The organism is Niallia sp. XMNu-256 (assembly GCF_036670015.1).
Taxonomy (GTDB): Bacteria; Bacillota; Bacilli; order Bacillales; family Cytobacillaceae; genus Bacillus_BD.
In genome coordinates, this window is the sequence record NZ_CP137636.1 from 4,030,643 (window position 1) to 4,052,191 (window position 21,549).

Annotated in this window: 22 protein-coding genes; 5 read left to right on the plus strand and 17 right to left on the minus strand. The window is 40.1% G+C overall.

Annotated features, from left to right (window positions below; genetic code table 11):
• Window positions 1–120 precede the first annotated feature (120 nt).
• Window positions 121–2,205, plus strand: a complete 2,085-nt coding sequence (locus R4Z10_RS20250; protein ID WP_338471074.1) for a PBP1A family penicillin-binding protein — start codon at window positions 121–123, stop codon at window positions 2,203–2,205.
• A gap of 492 nt (window positions 2,206–2,697) precedes the next feature.
• Here R4Z10_RS20250 and R4Z10_RS20255 read toward each other — a convergent pair whose 3' ends face one another.
• Together R4Z10_RS20255 and R4Z10_RS20260 are read right to left on the minus strand one after the other, a co-directional pair.
• Window positions 2,698–3,207, minus strand: a complete 510-nt coding sequence (locus tag R4Z10_RS20255; RefSeq protein WP_338471075.1) for a YwhD family protein — start codon at window positions 3,205–3,207, stop codon at window positions 2,698–2,700.
• A gap of 111 nt (window positions 3,208–3,318) precedes the next feature.
• A complete protein-coding gene (locus tag R4Z10_RS20260; protein WP_338471076.1) occupies window positions 3,319–3,984 on the minus strand; it encodes a site-2 protease family protein in 666 nt (221 codons plus the stop codon).
• Window positions 3,985–4,153: 169 nt separating this feature from the next.
• Here R4Z10_RS20260 and R4Z10_RS20265 point away from each other — a divergent pair, with 169 nt between their 5' ends.
• Window positions 4,154–4,339: a 2-hydroxymuconate tautomerase gene (locus tag R4Z10_RS20265; protein WP_338471077.1), complete on the plus strand. Its 186-nt coding sequence runs from the start codon at window positions 4,154–4,156 to the stop codon at window positions 4,337–4,339.
• Window positions 4,340–4,419: 80 nt separating this feature from the next.
• Here R4Z10_RS20265 and R4Z10_RS20270 read toward each other — a convergent pair whose 3' ends face one another.
• The 3 genes from R4Z10_RS20270 to R4Z10_RS20280 form a co-directional block, all read right to left on the minus strand.
• Window positions 4,420–4,929, minus strand: a complete 510-nt coding sequence (locus tag R4Z10_RS20270; RefSeq protein ID WP_338471078.1) for a YwgA family protein — start codon at window positions 4,927–4,929, stop codon at window positions 4,420–4,422.
• 42 nt (window positions 4,930–4,971) lie between these two features.
• Window positions 4,972–6,282 carry an HD domain-containing protein gene (locus R4Z10_RS20275; protein ID WP_338471079.1) on the minus strand — a complete coding sequence of 437 codons (1,311 nt, stop codon included), beginning with the start codon at window positions 6,280–6,282 and terminating at the stop codon, window positions 4,972–4,974.
• Between the two features lie 355 nt (window positions 6,283–6,637).
• A complete protein-coding gene (locus R4Z10_RS20280; RefSeq protein WP_338471080.1) occupies window positions 6,638–6,862 on the minus strand; it encodes a DUF1450 domain-containing protein in 225 nt (74 codons plus the stop codon).
• Between the two features lie 458 nt (window positions 6,863–7,320).
• Here R4Z10_RS20280 and R4Z10_RS20285 point away from each other — a divergent pair, with 458 nt between their 5' ends.
• Window positions 7,321–8,073: an RsfA family transcriptional regulator gene (locus R4Z10_RS20285; RefSeq protein ID WP_338471081.1), complete on the plus strand. Its 753-nt coding sequence runs from the start codon at window positions 7,321–7,323 to the stop codon at window positions 8,071–8,073.
• A gap of 229 nt (window positions 8,074–8,302) precedes the next feature.
• Here the strand turns inward: R4Z10_RS20285 and R4Z10_RS20290 are convergent, their stop codons facing one another.
• Complete coding sequence (locus tag R4Z10_RS20290; protein WP_338471082.1) at window positions 8,303–9,142, minus strand: lipoate--protein ligase family protein; 840 nt, start codon at window positions 9,140–9,142, stop codon at window positions 8,303–8,305.
• 175 nt (window positions 9,143–9,317) lie between these two features.
• The gene (pta, locus tag R4Z10_RS20295) at window positions 9,318–10,295 is read right to left on the minus strand and encodes a phosphate acetyltransferase (RefSeq protein WP_338471083.1); all 978 of its coding nucleotides are present in this window, start codon (window positions 10,293–10,295) and stop codon (window positions 9,318–9,320) included.
• Between the two features lie 247 nt (window positions 10,296–10,542).
• On the opposite strand from pta, the gene hemQ reads away from it, so the two are divergent.
• Together hemQ and gerQ are read left to right on the plus strand one after the other, a co-directional pair.
• Window positions 10,543–11,295: a hydrogen peroxide-dependent heme synthase gene (gene hemQ, locus R4Z10_RS20300; protein ID WP_338471084.1), complete on the plus strand. Its 753-nt coding sequence runs from the start codon at window positions 10,543–10,545 to the stop codon at window positions 11,293–11,295.
• Between the two features lie 250 nt (window positions 11,296–11,545).
• Entirely contained in the window at window positions 11,546–11,995 is a 450-nt protein-coding gene (gerQ, locus tag R4Z10_RS20305) for a spore coat protein GerQ (protein WP_338471085.1), read from the plus strand.
• A gap of 123 nt (window positions 11,996–12,118) precedes the next feature.
• Here gerQ and R4Z10_RS20310 read toward each other — a convergent pair whose 3' ends face one another.
• The 10 genes from R4Z10_RS20310 to R4Z10_RS20355 form a co-directional block, all read right to left on the minus strand.
• Window positions 12,119–12,490: a DUF423 domain-containing protein gene (locus R4Z10_RS20310; protein ID WP_338471086.1), complete on the minus strand. Its 372-nt coding sequence runs from the start codon at window positions 12,488–12,490 to the stop codon at window positions 12,119–12,121.
• 218 nt (window positions 12,491–12,708) lie between these two features.
• Complete coding sequence (locus R4Z10_RS20315) at window positions 12,709–12,993, minus strand: YwdI family protein (RefSeq protein ID WP_338471087.1); 285 nt, start codon at window positions 12,991–12,993, stop codon at window positions 12,709–12,711.
• 212 nt (window positions 12,994–13,205) lie between these two features.
• Window positions 13,206–14,372: a peptidoglycan DD-metalloendopeptidase family protein gene (locus R4Z10_RS20320; RefSeq protein ID WP_338471088.1), complete on the minus strand. Its 1,167-nt coding sequence runs from the start codon at window positions 14,370–14,372 to the stop codon at window positions 13,206–13,208.
• Between the two features lie 361 nt (window positions 14,373–14,733).
• Window positions 14,734–15,756, minus strand: a complete 1,023-nt coding sequence (locus R4Z10_RS20325) for a thiazole biosynthesis adenylyltransferase ThiF (RefSeq protein WP_338471089.1) — start codon at window positions 15,754–15,756, stop codon at window positions 14,734–14,736.
• A 204-nt stretch (window positions 15,757–15,960) separates the two neighbouring features.
• The gene (gene moaD / locus R4Z10_RS20330) at window positions 15,961–16,191 is read right to left on the minus strand and encodes a molybdopterin converting factor subunit 1 (protein WP_338471090.1); all 231 of its coding nucleotides are present in this window, start codon (window positions 16,189–16,191) and stop codon (window positions 15,961–15,963) included.
• Complete coding sequence (locus R4Z10_RS20335; RefSeq protein ID WP_338471091.1) at window positions 16,184–16,651, minus strand: molybdenum cofactor biosynthesis protein MoaE; 468 nt, start codon at window positions 16,649–16,651, stop codon at window positions 16,184–16,186. Before R4Z10_RS20335 ends, moaD begins: the two co-directional genes overlap by 8 nt.
• 25 nt (window positions 16,652–16,676) lie before the next feature.
• Window positions 16,677–18,605 carry a molybdopterin biosynthesis protein gene (locus R4Z10_RS20340; RefSeq protein ID WP_338471092.1) on the minus strand — a complete coding sequence of 643 codons (1,929 nt, stop codon included), beginning with the start codon at window positions 18,603–18,605 and terminating at the stop codon, window positions 16,677–16,679.
• A 9-nt stretch (window positions 18,606–18,614) separates the two neighbouring features.
• Window positions 18,615–19,844 carry a gephyrin-like molybdotransferase Glp gene (gene glp / locus R4Z10_RS20345; RefSeq protein ID WP_338471093.1) on the minus strand — a complete coding sequence of 410 codons (1,230 nt, stop codon included), beginning with the start codon at window positions 19,842–19,844 and terminating at the stop codon, window positions 18,615–18,617.
• Window positions 19,841–20,455, minus strand: a complete 615-nt coding sequence (locus R4Z10_RS20350) for a molybdenum cofactor guanylyltransferase (protein ID WP_338471094.1) — start codon at window positions 20,453–20,455, stop codon at window positions 19,841–19,843. The genes glp and R4Z10_RS20350 overlap by 4 nt, the downstream gene beginning before the upstream one ends.
• Window positions 20,456–20,472: 17 nt before the next feature.
• Complete coding sequence (locus tag R4Z10_RS20355) at window positions 20,473–21,279, minus strand: formate dehydrogenase accessory protein FdhE (RefSeq protein ID WP_338471095.1); 807 nt, start codon at window positions 21,277–21,279, stop codon at window positions 20,473–20,475.
• Window positions 21,280–21,549 lie beyond the last annotated feature (270 nt).

The following is a 21,549-nucleotide window of genomic DNA, read 5'->3' on the forward strand; positions in this document are numbered from 1 at the left end:
AAAACCTACAGATTCTGCTAAAAAATGTTTAAAAAATAGGAAACATTTTCATACTAATACTAACTAATCTTTATAGAGAGAAAAACGACTAACGCATTTTTATATAGGGGGTGATCAGCAATGGAAATTATAACCGATCAACGTTTTCGCAAAACGATGAAATATCTTCGTGCCTTGTTTTTTCTAGCCTGTATCGGCACAGCACTCATTGCCTTATGTATGGTTGGAGTTTTGACCTATGCCAAAGTGTTAGGTCCGCCCCCTCTCACCGTTCCGCAATCCACCTTATATTATGCGGATGATGGATCGATCATCGGAGAGAGTCACAATGGGCAAAAGCGGTATTGGGTGAACTTGGAGCACATTCATCCCCATTTAATCGACGCCACTCTTTCCATTGAAGATCGTAATTTTTACCATCACAATGGGTTTGATTATAAACGAATTGCCGGTGCTGCAATTGCCGACGTGAAAGCGATGGCTAAAGTGCAAGGAGCTAGTACAATCAGCCAGCAATTTGCCCGTAATCTTTATCTTGAACATGAAAAAACATGGAAGCGGAAGTTGAATGAGGCCTTTTATACGATCCGGCTTGAGATGAATTATTCCAAACAGGAAATTCTTGAAGGCTATTTAAATACCATTTACTATGGCAACGGTGCATATGGGGTCCAGGCTGCCAGTCAATATTACTTTGGCAAAGATGCCGCTGACTTAACGTTGGCCGAGGCCTCCATGTTAGCAGGCATTCCAAAAGGGCCAAGCATTTACTCGCCGCTTGCCAACCCAGACAAGGCAAAAGACCGGCAAGAGGTTATCTTGGCAGAGATGACGGAAAACGGATTAATTACTAAACACCAACAAGAAATGGCTAAGAATGAGGAGTTAACACTAGTTGGCGAGCATCAACATAATGCTTTAATTACCGCTCCCTACTTTCAAGATTCAGTTCGCCAAATCTTAAAAAATGATTTACAAATCGATGAACGAACAATTGCCCTTGGTGGTTTAAAGGTTTACACCACTTTAAACTTAGACCAACAAAAAATTGCAGAAGAAGTGATTGAAACAAGAATGACCGAGAACTCTGATATTCAAGTCGGATTTGTGGCGATGGATCCGAAATCTGGGTATGTGAAGGCGATGGTCGGTGGCAGGGATTATACGGAGAGCCCCTTTAACCGTGTAACTCAGGCAGTAAGGCAGCCAGGCTCAACGTTAAAACCACTGCTTTATTATGCTGCTCTGGAACAAGGCTTTACCCCTGCTACGAATATGTTTAGCACGAAAACGACCTTCCGATTTGATGATGATCGAGCGGAATACACTCCGCATAATTTTAATAATCAGTATGCGGAAGATAATGTGACGATGGCCCAGGCACTTGCAGTATCAGACAACGTTTATGCAGTCAAAACTCATTTATTTTTAGGTGAAGAAACTTTGGTTGAAACCGCCAAGCGATTCGGAATCTCCACTGATATGGTCAAAGTTCCTTCACTGGCCCTTGGCACGTCAGGGGTTAAAGTGATTGAAATGGCAAACGCCTATAGTTTGTTTGCTAATGGTGGAAAACAAGTTGAACCTGTGATGATCAAGCGCGTTGAAAATCATAAAGGGGATATTATTTACGAACATCACAAAGAGTCGAAAGTAGTGTTGCAACCCCAATTAGCCTTTGTGATGACCCATATGATGACGGGAATGTTCGATAAAAAACTAAACGGTTATGCGAGCGTAACAGGCAATTCTATGCTAAAAGAGGTTACACGAACCTATGCCGGTAAATCCGGTTCAACAGGTGGAGACCGTTGGATGATTGGTTATACGCCACAGCTCGTATCAGCGGTTTGGACTGGATATGATGATGGCCGCGAACTTGAGCTAACCGTTGATAAAACGTATGCAAAAAAGATATGGGTTCAATTTATGGAAAAGGCCCTACATGATAAGCCAGTTAAAGCCTTTAAAGCTCCGGAGGGAACGGTCGGTGTCTACATGGATCCTGCTACCGGGAAACTAGCAACCGAAGATTGTCCAGTACGGAGATTTACCTATTTTGCAACCGGAACAGAACCCACTGAATATTGTACAGAACACTTATATCAGCATGAGTCATCAAAGGATGGTAAAAAGCCTCCTGCTTCTCCTAAGGACGAAAAGCCGAAGATCCCTTGGTATAAAAAGGTTCTTCCGTGGACGTAAAAGAATGAGCCGCTGTTTGAAATCGATTGAGGTTTCAGGCCGCGGATTTTTTTGTGTTAGGCGGGATCCTGCCAATTTTACGCCCAACGCTGCATTTTGGCTATTAACACGTTATACCCCGTTTTTTTATGTATCTCTTTATTTTTGCTGTTATCCACCATTCGATAAAAGCAAATTCACACTCCTACCTCTATTTTTGCTGTTATCCCCCCTCTGATAAAAGCAAATTCGCGCTCCTACCCCTATTTTTGCTGCTATCACTCCTCCGATAAAAGCAAATTCGCACTCCTACCTCTATTTTTTCTGTTATCCACCCTCTGATAAAAGCAATTTCACGCTCCTATCCCTATTTTTGCTGCTATCACTCCACCGATAAACGCAACTTCCCCTGACCACTCCAGCGATCACCGCTATCAGAGCTAACTAACGATCCATTCAACAAAAAAACCACTATTTCATCGAAAAATAGTGGCCAACCTAAATATTCTAATCCTATCCCAGCAAATCATCCTTTAATTTCTGCGAAGAGCTTTCCCACATATCGGCATTATGGTTTTTCAAAAAGTCGCGTAATACCACTTTGGACTTTTCATCCATATGATCGACAATTATATGTCGCTTGATGGATTTGTCCATACGATTCACATGCTCAGGCAAAGACTTGTATCCTCTGCGGATCGAGCGGTCAACCGTCATTTCACAAGCGGTGACGCCCGCGTAATAAGGACCTTCTTCCGCACGGTCAATGGTTACCCACACAAGCCAATACGGCCTTCCATTTGGAACTTCCTCTTTATTAGGCAGGAACTTAATTCCCTTTTCCACTACACTGCGGGCATGTAACGCACCGATATCAATGATCGCTTCACATTCATCCACATCAATAATAACCGGAGAGACATTATTAAGGCTGAGAACGCCTTTTCCAAACCCTTTATGCCCATCCATCGGGTCATTTTTAATAATATTAAACTGAACTTTCCTTTTTTTCTTTTCTTCCATTATAAAAACTCCCTTTCTCTATTCTGTTGAAAAGTTATCTAGTACTTCATTATGTGATTAACTGAATCTCTTTATGAACACACTGCCTGTCCAAAAAAGGATCATATCGCTTTAAAAAAACCACCCCTGGAAAAAGTCATTTAACCCGCCTACTAACCACGGCAAGACAGTCCCAAAAATCGGTTGGATGGTATATCGATCAAGTGGGGTTAGTACTAAAATTAAAAAGATTAACATGCCATATTGTTCAAACTGGGTCATCTTGGCGCGAACATCCATAGGTGCCAGATCCTCAATAATCCGGTAGCCATCTAACGGTGGTATCGGCAACAAGTTAAACACAAATAACACTGCATTTAACCCAATAAAAATATTAAAAAAGTCTGAAACGAACGAAGGCAGACTTGCGGCAGCCCCTGAGGCCAGCAATCCGTACCAAATGAGGAACCCAAGACAAACTAAGATCAAGTTGCTTAACGGTCCTGCAAATGAGACTAAAATTCCTGCCAATCGCGGCTTTTTAAAGAAAAATCGGTTAACCGGAACCGGGCGAGCCCAGCCAAATCCGGCAATAAAAATTAGGATTGTACCAATTGGATCCAAATGAGAAATCGGATTCAAAGTTAATCTTCCTTGATTCTTAGCCGTGTCATCACCAAATTTCCAAGCTGTAAAAGCATGGGCAAATTCATGAACCGAAAAGGCAATAATCAAGGTGATCGCTACATACGGGATCTGTTCCAATGGGTAGGCTAAAAAACTTGAGAATCCATCCAACGGCAAAACTCCTTTGCATTTAACTTTTCGCGCTAATCTAATCAAAATTATACATGATTACTGAGATAAAGTGAAAATTGAAGCTATCGTCCCTTCTTGCGACTTGCTTATCACGAATAGTTATGGAAAACTAGACCATGTTAATAAAAAAACTAGGAGGTCCATACAAATGCCATATGTAACCGTGAAAATGCTAGAGGGCAGAACAGTCGAACAAAAAAGAGCATTAGTTGAAAAAGTAACAGAAGCGGTTGTTGAAACAACGGGAGCGACAAGAGAAAAGGTCACTGTTTTCATCGAGGAAATGAACAAAAACGATTACGGGACAGGTGGAAAGCTTTTTAGCGATCAATAAAAAGCCGTTTCTTCGTATCAAAAAAGAGGAGCCTGATCGCCTATGAAAAGATAGGTGATCGACTCCTCTTTATTCATCCATTAAACAAGCTGAACTTTCCCTTTTAAAGTCTCAATATATTCATAAGCTTGGTCCACTTCTTCTACTGTATATCGCTGTTTGCTTTTTAATGTAAACACTTTGTCTTGGACCTCTTCACGCGGTAAATTATTAAAATATAAAACCGTTGAAACGAGTTCAAGGAATCTCGCATTTTGACCATTCATATCGATCATACAATCTTGCAAATGGGGGATATCCATTTTATTCACAGCTAAAAATTGCTTGCCATCCTCTGTTAGCGTATAACGATATTGGTAGTAACCACCTTTTTTCTCTTTGACTTCATTGAGAAAGCCCATATTACAAAGCTCCTCAATTCGAAGTGTGAGCTCCTCTGAATAGGGGCCAAAAAAATGAAACTGGAATTTCTCCGCAAATGGAAAGGTTAATTTTTTCGCAATAAAAATCATCTTTTGCAACTTTTTTCTGCCGATAATTTCACCAGACTCAGCAATCGCATGCATGATTTTAGTGTGATCCTCTAACATTCGTTCAACTCCTACCTTTTCCCATCTCTTCATATAGTGCCATTAGTCACGATCTGCTAAATCTAAAAGTTCACGAATTTGCTTCTTAATATTCCCTTTTGAACGATTATCATATAAAAAGTCGGCTGGAAAATAGAGTTTGTGGTCTGTTCTCCTTTTTCCAGAAATCGCATCGACAATTTCTGATTCCCGTGAAAGCTCGTGAATGTCTCCATTTTTCATGAGTAACCCAATAGGCAAGCGCTCTTCTTCCTCACCCGGCCGGTAAAAATCGTACGGCAAATCTGATGAAGAGTCGACAACCAAATAATAATCAGGGTCAATTCCCGCCTTCTCAAACAAGACCGAAAGCTCAGCAACCTTCCGATATTCTTTCGCCGGATCAAACTCCGCATACTTAAATAAGTTTCGATTGACGAAACGACGACATAAATCACTCAAAATCGGGTCATCCTCATCCTGCCACATTTGAAAATAATACAGAATGACCGATTCATCTAACCTTAAATAATCCTCAAGGGTAATTTCTGATTCGAATAAGGAATAAAAGTGGATCGGATGATATTTAAAAGAATAATATTGTTCATGAAGCGCTTTTGCTCGGTGTAATATTTTCGTTAAAATAACCTCTGCACTGCGAGTCACCGGATGAAAATATACTTGCCAATACATTTGATAGCGACTCATAATATAATCCTCTACTGCATGCATGCCGCTTTTCTTAATGACGACTTGATCCTCCAGCGGCCTCATCACTCTCAGGATCCGCTCCATATCAAAATGACCATAACTTACACCCGTAAAATAAGCGTCACGTTGCAAATAATCCATCCGGTCTGCATCAATTTGACTCGAAATCAAGCTAACAACTAATTTATCTTTATATGTTTTGGCAATTACCTCTGCAACTTTTTTAGGGAAGTCAGCGTCTACCTTTTGTAAAACAGCATGAACCTCTGTATCTCCTAATATAATCGCTTGTGTAAATTGTTCATGGTCTAATTGGAATACCTTTTCGAAGGAATGTGAGAAAGGCCCATGCCCTAAATCGTGAAGCAATGCAGCACAAAGAGAAAGCAAGCGTTCTTCTTGGTTCCAACCAGGACGCCCCGCGAATACATCATCGACAATACGCCGAATGATTTCATATACACCTAGAGAATGGTTAAACCGGCTATGTTCTGCACCGTGAAAAGTTAAATACGTTGTACCTAGCTGTTTGATTCTTCTTAACCGCTGGAACTCCTTTGTTCCAATCAAGTCCCAGATTACACGGTCACGCACATGCACATAACGATGAACAGGGTCTTTAAATACCTTCTCTTCTGAAAGCTTTTCTTGTGAATAGGCCATTTTCTTCCCTCTTTCATTAGGTCATACCTTTCTAATCTATTCTCCATTACATTCCACAAATCCTTCCAATAATCGACAAAAGCCAAACATGAGCTCACGTACATTTGCTAGATAAAGTGAAACTTCCATAAGTGGGGAGTTCCTTTATCTCTTACTGATGATTAGCTGAGGCTAGCAGGCCTGCTGGTCACACAGACGTTGCGGAAAGCGCATTTCATCTGTGTTCATTATTTCAGAGCTTTACGATCCATAATCCCCCAGTATCTTCTATTTTTGCAAATAGAATTTTGAAGCGGGTCTTACTTCCCGTTAGATCTGATAAAAGGAGAAAAACTCCCATAAATGGAAGTTCCGGTTATTTTTTTAACTTCTTTTTAATTTTTTCCTCTAGCTCTTCTTCAGTCAAAGCCGCTAGTGGTCGATTATTGACAAACGCAAAGGTCTTTTTGCGACCTGGTCCGCAGTATGATTGACAGCCTATCTCAATACTTGCATCAGGATCAATCTTTTTCAATAAGGGGATTAATGTTTTCAAATTCACTGCCTGACAATCATCGCAGACTCGAAACTCTGTTGCCATTTATTCTACATCCCTTTCTATTAACCAACTCACTCTTCTATTAAGTAGTGAGTTTTAAAACATGCTTTTTTCACTATGAGGTATTTTACAGCTTAATGTAGTGAATTGCAAGTTGACCTTTTTTCAGGCTTAACGGGCAGTAAGATCCCCACCTCAAGATTCTAAGTAAAATAAAAGAAGATAGGCGGGGGATCAACTGTCCGTAAAGCTCCGATGGGTGAAATAAGATTTATCTTTGGGCTTTAGCCCTTAAATAAATCAATCAGGCTCTGCGTGACTAAATCAGTGTGGATGAAAGAAAACCCCCACTGATGGAAGTTTCACTTTATTGAAAAATTTTTACAAATATAATCTACTATCCTTTTAATCACTGTATAAGACTTCTTAAAGTTGGACATCATGAAGATAACGAAATTATTTTATAAAATAAAAAACTACTTTAATGGGAGTTGAAGAAATTGAAAGTAAGACAAGATGCATGGACAGAAGAAGATGATTTACTACTAGCTGAAACGGTTCTAAGACATGTGAGAGAAGGCAGCACACAACTGAATGCCTTTGAAGAAGTAGGTGACAAGCTTAATAGAACCTCTGCGGCTTGTGGCTTCAGATGGAATGCAGTCGTAAGACATAACTATGAAAAAGCGTTGCAATTAGCGAAAAAGCAACGAAAGCAAAGACAAAGAATTCTCGGCAAAGACCAAGGTGGCAAAAAGAAACTATTATACTCACCACCACAACCTAGTATAGAAGAAATTGAGTCCATTGCTGTAACCCCAAGTGTAGAGATGCCGGTTCAACCTGAATTCCAAGAGTTTCCAAGCATGGAAGTCGAAATGAGCGAAGAAATGAGTGTTCCAGTACAAACAAATCCGGTGAACCCAACAACCGTGGCACCAAATTCAGGTTCTATTGATTATGTTATTACTTATTTAGAAAACTTAAAACGTTCTAATCTACACCTTGATATTTTAAAAACGGAGAATGAAAGATTAAAACGTGAATTAGCAGACGCACGAGCAAAAAATAAAGAGCTAGAGATGAAAATTGAAGAAATGGAAGAAAACACAGGAATCATGCAAGAAGATTACGAGACATTAATGAAAATTATGAATCGTGCCCGCAAACTTGCCCTGTTTGAGGAAGAGGACCGTTCTAATACTACCTTTAAAATGGACCGAAATGGGAACTTAGAAAAGGTCGCTGAGTAGGAGATTGGCAACAATTCCTTTATGAGGCTTAACGGGCAGTAAGGGTCCCATCCAAAGATTCTAAGTATAATATAAGACATAGGTGGGGAATCAACTGTCCGCAAAAAGCTCCGAAATTGAACACAGACTGAATCCACCTACGCAACGTCTGTGCGACCAGCACCCTGCTGGCCCCCACTTATAGAATTTCACTCTATAAGCCGCAGCATAAGAAGCTTGCGGCTTTTTATCATTCCCCTAATACATGATTATTTCTCTCTATCACTCTCTCTAGATACCCTTGATATAATGAAACTTCTTCCGTTGATAATGACTCTGCTGTAAGCCTATTGGACTTTGTTTGAAGTACTTTAAGAAACCTTAGCATCACATCTTGTATCGTCAAGTTCGTAGACAGAAGCTCTGATAACGAAGCCATGACCTCTGGAACAATATCAGGGTATATATGCTTCGTTTCCATTCCTTTTTTACTACGTTCATAAAATTGTTTAATCAGCTCAGCCCGTTCGCTGCCACTGCCCGTAATACATAGATAGATTTGAACGGCAACCCCGCCTCGAATTCGCCGCTGTGAAATCCCAGCAAACTTTTTTCCATCTATACTCAGATCATAGCTTCCTGGACAATACGAACCAACTATTTCTCGGGCCTCGATCTCCACATCAACATCGCGAAACATCTCTTTAATGAGTTCCCACATCGCATCATATCCGCGATTGATGTCAATTCTTTTCACACTTTCAGGCAGAACAAGTGACAAGTTTAAGACTCCTTCATCCAAAACAACTGCCAGACCGCCTGAATTTCTTACGATAACGTCATAGCCATTTTCACGTAAAAAGGCTACCCCGTCTTGTAAGAAAGGCAACTTTGTATCTTGTATTCCTAGTACAATCGTTTTTTGATGTACCCATGATCTTGCTGTTGCAGGGGAAAGTTCTTTTCCCACAGCTGCACAGAGTGTGTCATCGATTGCGAAGGACTCTAGTGCACGGTTATATAAACCTGCGGAGGATTGGTCAATAACCCTCCAATGGTCTTGTGTTAATAAGTCATAACTTGTCTCCATGAGATTCTCCTAAATTCTTGTTTACTAATCACTAGTATAACACGATTGCTTTCATTATAATAACGCCCTTAAGTGAAGTTGCTCCAAAACCGAGTAGGGCAACTTGGACAACTTGCTCCATATTCAGCGTGTTTCCATACAAAAGAGCCCATCTATTGATAGGCTCTCACTTACCTTATTTTGCTAGTGCTTGGGCAGCCGTAATTAATGCTAATTTATAGACATCATCTTCATTACACCCACGAGAAAGGTCATTCACTGGGGCATTTAATCCTTGTAAAATTGGACCTACTGCATCAAAATTACCTAAACGTTGGGCAATTTTGTAACCGATATTACCCGCTTCAAGACTTGGGAATACAAATACAGTGGCATCCCCTTGAAGAACAGAGCCAGGCGCTTTCTTTTTCGCAACAGAAGGAACAAAAGCTGCGTCAAATTGGAATTCTCCATCAACTACTAATTGTGGAGCACGTTTCTTTGCCTCTTCAACGGCCTTTGCAACCTTCTCTGTTTCAGGAGATTTAGCTGACCCTTTTGTTGAGAAACTTAACATGGCCACACGTGGTTCAACATCAAACATTTCTGCTGTTTTGGCACTTTCAATCGCAATTTCAGCCAAATCATTGCTGTCAGGAGAAATGTTAATCGCACAATCAGCAAAAACATATTTTTCATCCTCACGAGCCATGATGAACACGCCTGATGTTTTGCTGACGCCTTCTTTTGTTTTAATAATTTGTAGGGCAGGTCGTACCGTGTCAGCCGTTGAGTGAGCTGCACCGCTAACAAGACCATCCGCTTTACCTGTATAAACCAGCATTGTTCCAAAATAGTTTTCATCTAAAAGCGTTTTACGTGCTGATTCTTCTGTTGCTTTTCCTTTACGACGCTCAATAAATGAAGCAACTAACGCATCAAATTCCGCATAACTAGCTGGATCATAGATTTCAGCATTATCCAATGATACATTCAATTCTTTTGCTTTCGCTTCAACTTGCTCAATATTTCCCACAATAATCGGGGTTAACACTCCATCTGCAGCTAAACGTCCCGCTGCTGCTAACACTCTTTCATCTAACCCTTCCGGAAAAACAATTTTTAGATTTTTACCTGACACTTTATCTTTTAGACCTGAGAATAAGTCACTCATTTGATGACCTCCTAATCAATTTCCATTCCATTACTAGAATACTACAATTGGCATTTTTCAACAATTAACGACAAATATGTAATATAATCCCAATTAATAAAAAATCGTTTCATTGTTACCTATACTATTATTTCTCTTTTTCTTTTCATTATGCACAAACCACTGTTCTTCGGTTTAGGGTTTCTTTCATGAGCAAATGGTAAAACTATGCTATAGTAGTGTTAAAATCGAAATAGGAGTGGTAGTAATGAGTGAAGCAGCAAAAACATTGGATGGCTGGTATTGCTTACATGATTTCCGCACGGTGGATTGGAGTTCATGGAAAGATTTATCTAGTGAGGAAAGAGAATCCGCCCTTCAGGAATTTAGAAGTTTATTAGACAAACTGAATGGAACTCAAAGCGAGAATAACGGCAGTCATGCTCTTTATACAATTGTTGGCCAAAAAGCTGATTTTATGATGATGATTTTACGTCCAACGATGGAAGAGCTTAATGAATTAGAAACTGAATTTAACAAGACAAAGCTGGCCGAGTATACGATTCCATCTGGGTCATATGTTTCAGTTGTAGAGCTTAGTAATTACCTTTCTTCAGATGATGGAGAAGATCCATATCAAAACCCTCATGTTCGCTCAAGACTATACCCAATTTTACCAAAGGCAAACCATGTTTGTTTCTATCCAATGGACAAGCGTCGCCAAGGAAATGATAACTGGTATATGTTGTCTATGTCTGAGCGTCAGGAATTAATGAGAAGTCATGGCATGATTGGCCGTCAATATGCCGGAAAAGTGAAACAAATCATTACCGGCTCCGTTGGTTTTGATGATTACGAGTGGGGCGTTACCTTATTTGCAGATGATGTGATTCAATTTAAAAAGCTTATTTATGAAATGCGCTTTGATGAAGTAAGTGCAAGATACGGTGAATTTGGTGCTTTCTTTGTTGGAAATATTCTTTCTGAAGAAAAAATCCATTCATTTTTTGATGTGAAGTAAAAGTTAAGAGGGTGGCGTCGCGACGTCGCCCTCTTTTTGTCCTCATTTTCCCACTTTAACCGGGAATGGATGCCTGCGCAAACCATCTTAGTGACCCGCATTGCTGCTGACCCTCATTTTAAATCTCCATGTTTTTGTCATAATCAAGCCTCTTTTTCCATATTCATTATTTAGTGAGTAGTACTTATAACTTGAGTCATCTTTTATATGATATTTTCAACCTTTATTAAGGGAACTAGGAGGGAATTACATGAATCAATATTATCCATACAAGCAAAATCCATATCACGGGGGAGCTGGACCGATGCAGCCAGCGGTTGCTCCACAATATCAATACCCACAATATCCGCAGGCTGGATTTATACCACCTACTGGAGGTGGAGGGGCACCTGGGACAGTCGGTGGAGCAGGAATGCTCCCAATGGAACAATCTTATATTGAAAATATTCTGCGCCTAAATCGTGGCAAGCTTGCAACTGTTCATGCCACATTTGAAGGTAACCGCGAATGGAATGCAAAAACATGGACGGGGATTATCGAGGCTGCTGGGAGAGATCATTTAATTCTCAGTGACCCTGAAACCGGCCAACGTTTATTACTGCCGATGGTTTACCTTGATTATGTGACATTTACTGAAGAAATTGAATATGAACCATCCTTTGGTGGTACTGGTGGTCTTGCGACTTTTCCACCGAGATAAAGGGAAACTCCCATCAATAGGGGGACTTACTGCTCATTAAGTCTAATAGAAAGGGAGTTCGACATCATCTCGAACTCCCTTTTCATATAGCGATATGTAACTGTATCGGTTTGATTTATTCACTTACAAATATTTAACAGCCGCTACAATCATTAACACCCAAGCAATGATAAACGATACACCGCCTAGAGGAGTGATCGCTCCTAACATACTAATCTTCGTTATACTTAGGACAAACAAACTTCCTGAAAACAATAGAATCCCAATGACCATTAACCAACCTGACCATGACAATAACGTATTTCCTGGCAGTTTCCCCATTAACAATCCGACCAATATAATCCCAACTGCATGCAGCATCTGGTATGTAACCCCTGTTCCCCACGTTTCTAAATATCTAGGTTCAAGGATTCGTTCAAGAATATGAGCACCAAATGCTCCGAACGCAACGGAAAGAGCCGTAAATACAGCCCCAATAATCACAAATATTTTCATTAAGACTCCTTCTCCCTTCCTTTATTTTAGGCTCTTTTCTCAGACATTGTTGCTTATAGTATAAAAAACAGGATGTTTAACCTAAGTTTTTCACTGTGTATCAGGTTTTAACAGAAGAGAAAAGAGCTGAAAACTGAATTGAAGCCCGGAAATAGCTATGTCCACGTTAAAATTAGCCTTTAAATTTTAACAACAAACTTTACGAAAACAGCTTTATTTTAAAAATCAAAAATGGACTCTCCATTTGACTCTTCATCGATAATTAATCGTTGTGGTTGGTTTGGCAAACTTGATCCTTGTCCTGTATAAATGGGTTTTGCCACTTGCAAATTGGATGATTGGCTCACGGTTGTGTTTGTTGTAGACGGTTCTTCTAAAATAAGTTCACACATTGTTTTTATTGCATGAATTCGCTCGCGAATCACGGCATCTGAACCCGTTTCCTTCGCTTCCTTTAACTTTTCTTCCATCTTATGTAAGAGCTTATCAACTGAAATTTCCATAATTACCTCCAAAAGCATATCCTTAACCTTTCATTAAATATTTTACACGAAAAGGAAAATAATAGCACCTTTAAGACGGAAAGTAGTTTTTGCAAAACAAAGGAAGATTGTAAACTAGCTATAATCAGTTATAAAATATATATGAAAAAGCGATGACCGTTTATCCAGCCATCGCTTTTTTATATCATTATCAAATTCGTTCATCTAATCAATTATAGAACATCCATTGGATTTAATAGTCTGCCATTTTGATGGACTTCAAAGTGAAGGTGCATTCCTGTTGAATGTCCAGTTGAGCCCATGACACCAATTTGCTGACCTTTTGATACAGTTTGTCCAGCCGATACATTTAATGAGGACATATGTGCATATAAAGTCATATAGCCATTCGGGTGATTGATTTTAACATAGTTACCAAATGAATCATGCCAGCCGGCAAATGTAACGGTTCCGCCTTGTGATGCTAAGATGGCGCGATTTGATACGCCTGCAATATCAATTCCTTTATGTAGACGTCCCCAACGTTGTCCTTGATAAGAAGTGATAATTCCACCTACTGCTGGCCAGCCAAATCCTCCGCTTGTCTTTACAGAAGCTGCTGGGGCTGGGGCAGAGTTTGTAGTTGTCGCTGGTGCTGTACTATTTGATGTTTGAGCAGCTGGTTGTGATGCACTTGCAGCTTTTGCAGCTTCTTCTGCTGCTTTTGCCGCTGCTGCAGCCTTAGCCGCTTCTTCAGCCAATAATGCCTCTTTCTTTTCAACTAAAGTACTTACTTCCGCTTGTAACTTACCTTCTTTATCTTCTAACTCCTGCATCTTTTGGTTTGTCTCAGCTTCCATTGCTTTTAAATCAGTCAGCATGGTTTCTAATGATTGCAGTCTAGTCTCCACTTCTAACTTTGCATTTTCCACACGTTCCATATCTCTAGCATGTTCTTCAAGAATCGTTTTATCTGCTGTAACAATGGTTGCTACTGCTTCTGTCCGATTAATAAAATCGCTAAAGCTTTGCGCACCTAATAATACTTCTAAGTAGCTGACCGTTCCACCTGACTCTTGTAACGAACGTGCACGCTCTTTTAGAACAACATTACGTGCTTCAATTCGTTTCTCAATTTCAGCAATCTCATTTTGCAAACTTTCAATTTCAGTCTTTGTCGTAGAAATCTCTTGATTTTTCTGTTCTATTTTTGTTTGTGTTTCATTCACTGTCTCTGTTAGCTTTTTTAATTGTGCTGATGCTTGTTGCAATTGTTCTTCTAAACTACTAATTTCTTCATTAATCGCTGTAACAGATTCTGCTTTAGCCGGTGTGCCGCCTAGAATACCTGCAAAACCTATAATTGATATTAATATAATACTCATTATAGTCTTCTTCAAAATATTTCGCTCCCTACTAACTTATGTATAAAGATAACGATGCCCTTGTTATCTTCGTAAAATCATTCATGTATAGAGTCTATTGATGATTATATCGCTTTATTTTACTTGATGACCTTTTGTAAAAATTTTGTTAGATAACATAATGTTAATGCCAAATTAGCCATATAACTTTAACATAGCTACTTTTATGTAAAATAGGTAACAATCACCTATCAACATTTTCCAAATCCTTACCCATTATAACGTCGAATAATGTAGATTAATAGATTATTTTCATTTCATTTATGTTACAAAACGACTACAAACTTGTAATGCAACAAAAAAAGAGCACGAACTTTGTCGTACTCTTTATCAACAATTAGCCTAATATTCGATTATATAGCGTCTTTGCAGCTGTTAAATCCTTTGTTCCATGAACAAGTGCTCGACCATCCTTAAAAATCACGATTCTCTCTTGATTGGTCTCAACGGATATAAGGTATGGGTTTCCCTTCACCTCGTAACCAACACTTGTTAATTGATTCGCCAGTTCCTCTAATGAAATTTCTAGTGGTCTAGCCGGTCGAACTTGAACGGTATCCCTTCCACAAAGGACCGTTGATTTTGTTAAATTATCACTATCTAAAAATGGATAAGTCCGCTCGTTTCCACATGATAAACAAGATTCATCTTTTGCCTTTGTCATTTTCATGCTTGAATATTGATTTCTCCATAGATCGAAGCTGACAAAGGTCGTGCGAACCGCTTCCCAGTCCTCTACAAGAATCTTTAATGCCTCTGCCGTTTGTAGAGAAACAACCATCCCAACCGTAGGTGAAATAACACCGACTGTATCACAAGTCATTCCTTGCTGCATCGGGAGCGACTTTAACAAGCAATTTAGACAAGGAGTTTTTCCTGGGATAATCGTAAAGCTCATGCCAAAGCTTCCAATAATTGCCCCATATACCCATGGAACATTATATTTCTGTGAGATATCGTTTATAGCTAACCTTGTTTCAAAGTTATCTGTCGCATCGATGATTAAATCTTTGCCTTGCACTAATTCTGCTAGCAATTCAGGAGTTGCATCACCGATAACAGAATGAATGGTCACCTCTGAATTGATTTGTTTTAAGCGTTTTTCAGCCGCCGCTGCTTTTGGTAGCTTTTGCTCAACATCTTGTTCTGTATAAAGCTGTTGGCGCTGAAGATTACTGGCCTCAACATAATCTCGGTCCACAATCGTGATGGCACCAACGCCTGCTCTTGTCAGCATTTCTGCGTTTCCCGAGCCAAGTGCCCCAGCCCCAATCATCAAAACATGCTTCGAGCGAATTTTTTCCTGTCCTTCTTTCCCTATGGGTGAAAATAACATCTGCCGGGAATATCGTTCAAACATATGACACCTCCAAATGGAGAGGATTTTTTAATAATAATTACTGCTATCAGGGCGTTATTCGTATTTTTCGGACCTTTACTCGTATTTTTAATGGGGTTATTCGTATACTTTACCCCTTTACTCGTATTTTCAGGGGGGTTACTCGTATTTTACCATTAATACCCATATTGATCCTTAGTGAAACAGCAGAACCGTCCCCCTGTTTCATCCCCCACTAACAGGTGGAATGAATGCGATGACGTCACCATTTTGTATGATGTCGTCGCCTGTGGCAAATTCCTCGTTAATGGAGACCATGATGTTGTCTACTTTTAGGTCGTATTTTTCCGCTATTTGTTGTTTAAGGCCGGTAACTGTTAGACCGTTCGCTTCCATTTCTACGTGATCTTGGCCAACGACATCGCGTAGGTGAGCAAAAAAGAGAATATTATTCATTTAAATCACTCTCCTCAGGTTTTCCAGATGGATAGGCCACCGTTTCTTTTTGATCCCCAATCCATTCTTCGCCATCTTCCCAATGTTCTTTCTTCCAAATAGGAACGATTTCTTTAATTCTTTCAATCGCATATCGATTTGCTTCATAGGCATCTGGCCGGTGTGGAGTGGAAACAGCAATCACAACAGCCACATCGGTAATATCCAATTTGCCAACTCTATGTGTGATGGCTACAGTAGAACCTGGCCACTTTTCTTCAATTTCATCGCCGATTTGTTCTAGCTTTTTAACAGCCATTGCCTCATATGCCTCATAAATAAGATAAAGTGTCTTCTTTCCATGGGTTAGTTCCCTTACTGTGCCGATAAAAGTCGTAATTGCACCTGCCTCACGGCGAACAACTTTATCAATCACTTCCTGTATATTAATTGGATCCTTTGAAATTTCATAATACTTCATTGTTTCCCATACACCTCCATTAAGGTTAATCCTTCCCAAAATAAATGGGCTCTGGATGATCGACCACCAAATAGCCACCAATTTCGGCAACATCTTGTTTAAAAGCTTCACTTTGAATGACAGATACTAACCCTTGTCCAGCTTGACTTTCATAAAATTCCTTCGTCATTAATAAATCATAGCTTTCATCTGACACTGGAATAAAATCAATATCCATCGTTTTTGCTGCAGAATAAATGCCTAGACCGATTGCCTCTTCATCCACCTTCACTTCAGCTGCAACACTTAAGTGGGAAAACATTTCCCGGTTGTACCCAATGATACTCTCAGAAGTGAGCCCTGCTTCTTTTAATAACAAATCAAACAAGATTCTAGTACCTGCCCCTTTTTGGCGATTAACAAATTGAGCCTTTTTATCGGTAATATCCTTTATACTCTGTATCCCCATCGGATTGCCTTTAGCTACAAACCAGCCCTGTTGACGCTTTAAAAAAGGATATAGAACCACTTCTTCTCCCGCTAAAAACCTCTTAATATACGGGATATTATAGGTGTTACTTTCAGGATCAAGCAAGTGGACCCCAGCGACATGGGCTTCGCCTTTTTTAATCGCCATCAATCCAGCCATACTGCCGACATGAGACGAAATAATTTTCGTACTCGTGTTAACCTTTTTCAAATGCGAAGATAATAAATCAATCGTTAAATCATGGCTCCCATTAAAAACGATCGCTTGGCTGATTTCCTCAATCGGTTTTAATAGCTCGACTTCAACTGTTTCTCCTTGCTCAAAACCAAGGATTTGTGACGGAATGTGAAGCATCCCATCTGCCTTCACAAGGCTCATCGTTACACCGGCAGCTCTTGGCAATGGATTGGCAACATATTCCCCGTTGACATGACCAATACTCATCCGAATAAAGTCTTCCGCTCCCATCGTACCGACAATCCGGCGACCTAACTTCACCTTTAATGTTGGCCGCTTTGGTACCGGTACTTGTAAATAGTCACAAACTAGCGGCTGAACAAACCATTCTAAATCCAAATAGGCGGAGACAGGGTAACCAGGAACCCCAATAACAAGCTTGTCTTTAATTTTCCCAAGCACGATCGGTTTGCCAGGTCTTGTTGCGACCCCATGTGTATAAACCTCACCCAATTCCTCAATAATATGAACCGTATAATCTTCAGAACCTGCGGAAGATCCTGCATTAATAATGACAATGTCAGCATGGTCAACCGCATGTAGCAATACGTTTTTAATGTCTTCTGGCTCATCATTAACAATGGAAGTTAGCTGTGGTTCACCGCCCCATTCATGGATATAGTTCGCCATCACCGAGCCATTAAATTCAACCAGTTTTCCTGGCGGGGTTTCTCCATTCGGAAACACGAGCTCATCTCCCGTTGGAATAATGGACACGACCGGTTTTTTCATCACAGGAATTTCGATGCATTGTGAAGCAAGCAAAACGCCAATATCGACAGGACGGACTTTGTGACCTTGTGGAAATAGCATTTCCTCTTGAACAATATCCTCACCAATTGGGCGGATATGTTGCCAAGGTGAAGCTGGCTCAATAATTTCCACCGTTTCCTCATCAAGTTCTTGAACATATTCAATCATAATTACCGCGTTATAGGGTGAAGGGATTTCATTCCCTGTATTTACGTACACAAATCCTTCATTCAGCTTCAGAGCAACGGGGTTTTGCTCATGGGCGGCAAATGTTTCCTCAGCTTTCACAGCGATCCCATCCATGGCTGAGGCATGATAATGCGGACTTGACATTTTTGCAAAAATGGGTGCAGCGGTTACTCTGCCTAATGCTTGTGTACTTGGAATCGTTTCAACCTGTCGCTCAGGATTAAAATTACGTAACAGTTCTTGTAAAGCTTCTTCTCTTGGTGTGTCTTGCAAATAAATTTTGCGTTTATATTTTGCCCTCTTCATTCCGATCACCTACCCAAATAATCTGACTGTCACCGTATCTCCTTTTTGAACACCTTCGCTTTTTTCCGGAATTTCAATCATTCCTTCACTTTTTACTAGGGTCGATATAAGCCCAGACTTCCCCAGAATCGGCTCTGCATACCATTGATTATTTTCATAGTAAACTTGTGCCCGAATATAATCGGTTCTTCCCATTGTAGAAGGAAGATTCTTTGTTACAACCGCTTTCGCTAAGTTTTTCTCAGTGCCATTCCAACCTTGTAATCTATGTAAAATGGCCTTACCAAAAAGATAAAAAATGATCATCGCTGAAGCAGGATGACCGGGCAGGCCCATAATCGGTTTCCCATTAGCAGATGCTAAAATCGTAGGTTTACCTGGCTTTATTGAAACGCCATGAACAAATACACCTGGCTTGCCAAGGGAATCAATCACTTCAACCGAATAGTCTTTCGTTCCAACCGAGCTTCCTCCTGAAAGAATAAAGCAATCGGTTTTTTCAAGCATTTCTTTGGTCGCCCTTTCTAACTCATCACGGCGATCCTCCACAATTCCACCATACAAAAATTCACAGCCCCACTCGGTTACAAGGGAGCCAATCGTAATCCCGTTCATATCACGAACTTGTCCAATTCCAAGCTCTTTTGTTTCTATTGGAACAATTTCATCTCCTGTTGAAAGATAGCCAATTACAGGTTTACGGTAAACGGTTACCTCCGTAATTCCTTGAGAAGCTAAGGCTCCTAATTCTTGAGCGCGCAACTTTGTTCCAACGGTAACAAGAAGCTCTCCTTCTTTTAAATCTTCCCCAACTGAAATCACATTTTCCCCTGGTGCGACTTGTCTGTATAAATTAAGTAGGCCGCTTAAATCCTCACAGTGTTCAATCATGATCACCGCATCACTGCCTTCAGGAAGCATACCACCAGTAGGGACATACATCGCTTCACCAGCCTGTACCGCCTTGTCTGGAGCCTCCCCCATCAAGACTTCACCTGTTACTGTGAGAAATCCGGGCATGTTTTCCGAGGAACCAAATGTATCGGCCGCCTTTACGGCATAACCGTCAACAGACGAGCGACGAAACCCAGGAACATTTTCTTTCACAATGATGTCTTCCGCCAAAATATAATTCAATGCTTCATGTAGAGGTTTTACCTCTTTTTCAGATAAAGGTTTGATCCACTCGTCAATAAGAGAAAACGTTTCCTCAACTGATTTTACTTGGAAAAATTTCATGATTCGCTCCCACCACCTTTTGTCTTTATGAGATCCATTGCTTGATGATATTCATTTGGGTGATTCATATTAAAAAAGTAAATATGCTCTGTAGAAATGCCTTGAGCAGTTAATTCCTCGTTTATTACTATTTTAACATGAATAGTATGTAATAGTTGTCTAATACGGAGTTGTTTTTCAGAAAGTGATTGGGCGACACGCGGCACGATTTGTTTGCGATAGGCTGCAAAAAGGGGATGCAACTGCCCATCTATTTCCGGTACAGCTGCCTGGTAATGGTCTAAAAGGGTAAGTAAGTACTTACCCAAGTCTATCGAAATAAAAGGCATGTCACAGGCGACAATCAAGTTTTTTTCTGTGTTTGACGCAGATAAACCTGCCTCAATCCCAGCAAGGGGGCCCATATCCTTCTGTTTGTCCTCCACCATTGGAAGTTGTAAAAATTCATAGTCACTGAAATGGTTCGTGACGATAATGATGTGATCCACCATTTGTTCTAAACTCTCAACGATCCGTTCAATGACCGTTTTCCCTTCTATTGTAAGAAGGGCTTTATTTGTACCCATTCTACTTGATTTACCACCTGCTAAAATAATGCCTGTTGTTTTCATAATTAATTAAACACCTCTTAGTGAGAAGCTTCTTCTTCCTCTTCCCCATATCCATAACCGTTTTCTTGTGCCATATAGTCTAAGTGAATACTTTTTAGATCTAGTAATTCTGGTGTTGCTACTTTTAATAACTTCCGAGTATCAATAACTTTAGTATACCCGTTACAAGACTTACATGCATAGATTTCTGCACTATCATCCTCTTCCACTCTTATAACGACAACTTGTCCCGGTTCTTCTGTTCCACAATGGGCGCAGCTAATTTTCTTCTCTTCCCATGCAAAATGGCATCTTGAACAAGTGACTTCCTTTTTACCGATTTTATTCAGTACTGCTAGTCTAGGAGGCTCTCCGCAAACTGGACAGGATCCTTTGTGTGCCTTTTTTGGAATCTGTTCACTTACCTCCTGGGCCGCTTTCTGAATAAAAGGTCGCAGAGCATTTTCAGCTAAAAATAATGGCAGCCACTCTGGAAGACCATGTTCTTTAGCGTAATCTGCAAAATAATAGGAATTTACGGCAACCGCTTCTCTTACCCATCTTTCTAGTATTTCATTGGTTAATAGTGACTTTATTTTATCTATGTCCTGTGCTGAGTCTGATTTATTCTCTACTATAATCTTTGAAAGTTGATCCATCACCGCGCTGTAATCCTTTACATGAATATGTAACTCAAGATGGGGAAGCAAAGGATAATCCTTTATTGTAGCGCCTTCCTGGTTGATCACCTCTTTCCCTGACAAGGATTGTAGCTCCCGTTGCGTTAAATCTGAAATGGCTTCTTGGAACATTAGATATTCTGAACTTATAACATTAGTTTTCATTATTTTCACCTCAGAAATAGTAATAAACAAATATGAAACGAGGCTGACTCGAGGTAGCTCAACTCCCACAACGAACAAATATCAAACCCATTTACCATTGATATGTGTTATTTTATTGTGGGGGTCTGACACGAACATTCCTCAAGTCAGCCTCTCTTTCTGTTTATTTCTTAAAAAGCATAATTCTCTGTCTAGCAGAAGTGCCGCCGCTTTTCTTTGTCTAGCTGCGGAGCCTACCTCCTCGAGGTCATAAGGTTTTTCTTTGGGCTT

Bases quoted from the DNA above. Each gene is read 5' to 3' on its own strand.
- R4Z10_RS20325 (WP_338471089.1), bottom strand. From the start codon at position 15,756: ATGTTTGAACGATATTCCCGGCAGATGTTATTTTCACCCATAGGGAAA.
- R4Z10_RS20280 (WP_338471080.1), bottom strand. From the start codon at position 6,862: ATGGCAACAGAGTTTCGAGTCTGCGATGATTGTCAGGCAGTGAATTTG.
- R4Z10_RS20310 (WP_338471086.1), bottom strand. From the start codon at position 12,490: ATGAAAATATTTGTGATTATTGGGGCTGTATTTACGGCTCTTTCCGTT.
- R4Z10_RS20275 (WP_338471079.1), bottom strand. From the start codon at position 6,282: ATGGCCTATTCACAAGAAAAGCTTTCAGAAGAGAAGGTATTTAAAGAC.
- R4Z10_RS20265 (WP_338471077.1), top strand. From the start codon at position 4,154: ATGCCATATGTAACCGTGAAAATGCTAGAGGGCAGAACAGTCGAACAA.
- R4Z10_RS20355 (WP_338471095.1), bottom strand. From the start codon at position 21,279: ATGAAAACTAATGTTATAAGTTCAGAATATCTAATGTTCCAAGAAGCC.
- R4Z10_RS20335 (WP_338471091.1), bottom strand. From the start codon at position 16,651: ATGAAGTATTATGAAATTTCAAAGGATCCAATTAATATACAGGAAGTG.
- hemQ (WP_338471084.1), top strand. From the start codon at position 10,543: ATGAGTGAAGCAGCAAAAACATTGGATGGCTGGTATTGCTTACATGAT.
- R4Z10_RS20350 (WP_338471094.1), bottom strand. From the start codon at position 20,455: ATGAAAACAACAGGCATTATTTTAGCAGGTGGTAAATCAAGTAGAATG.
- R4Z10_RS20270 (WP_338471078.1), bottom strand. From the start codon at position 4,929: ATGTTAGAGGATCACACTAAAATCATGCATGCGATTGCTGAGTCTGGT.
- R4Z10_RS20290 (WP_338471082.1), bottom strand. From the start codon at position 9,142: ATGGAGACAAGTTATGACTTATTAACACAAGACCATTGGAGGGTTATT.
- R4Z10_RS20340 (WP_338471092.1), bottom strand. From the start codon at position 18,605: ATGAAGAGGGCAAAATATAAACGCAAAATTTATTTGCAAGACACACCA.
- moaD (WP_338471090.1), bottom strand. From the start codon at position 16,191: ATGAATAATATTCTCTTTTTTGCTCACCTACGCGATGTCGTTGGCCAA.
- R4Z10_RS20250 (WP_338471074.1), top strand. From the start codon at position 121: ATGGAAATTATAACCGATCAACGTTTTCGCAAAACGATGAAATATCTT.
- glp (WP_338471093.1), bottom strand. From the start codon at position 19,844: ATGAAATTTTTCCAAGTAAAATCAGTTGAGGAAACGTTTTCTCTTATT.
- R4Z10_RS20255 (WP_338471075.1), bottom strand. From the start codon at position 3,207: ATGGAAGAAAAGAAAAAAAGGAAAGTTCAGTTTAATATTATTAAAAAT.
- pta (WP_338471083.1), bottom strand. From the start codon at position 10,295: ATGAGTGACTTATTCTCAGGTCTAAAAGATAAAGTGTCAGGTAAAAAT.
- R4Z10_RS20315 (WP_338471087.1), bottom strand. From the start codon at position 12,993: ATGGAAATTTCAGTTGATAAGCTCTTACATAAGATGGAAGAAAAGTTA.
- gerQ (WP_338471085.1), top strand. From the start codon at position 11,546: ATGAATCAATATTATCCATACAAGCAAAATCCATATCACGGGGGAGCT.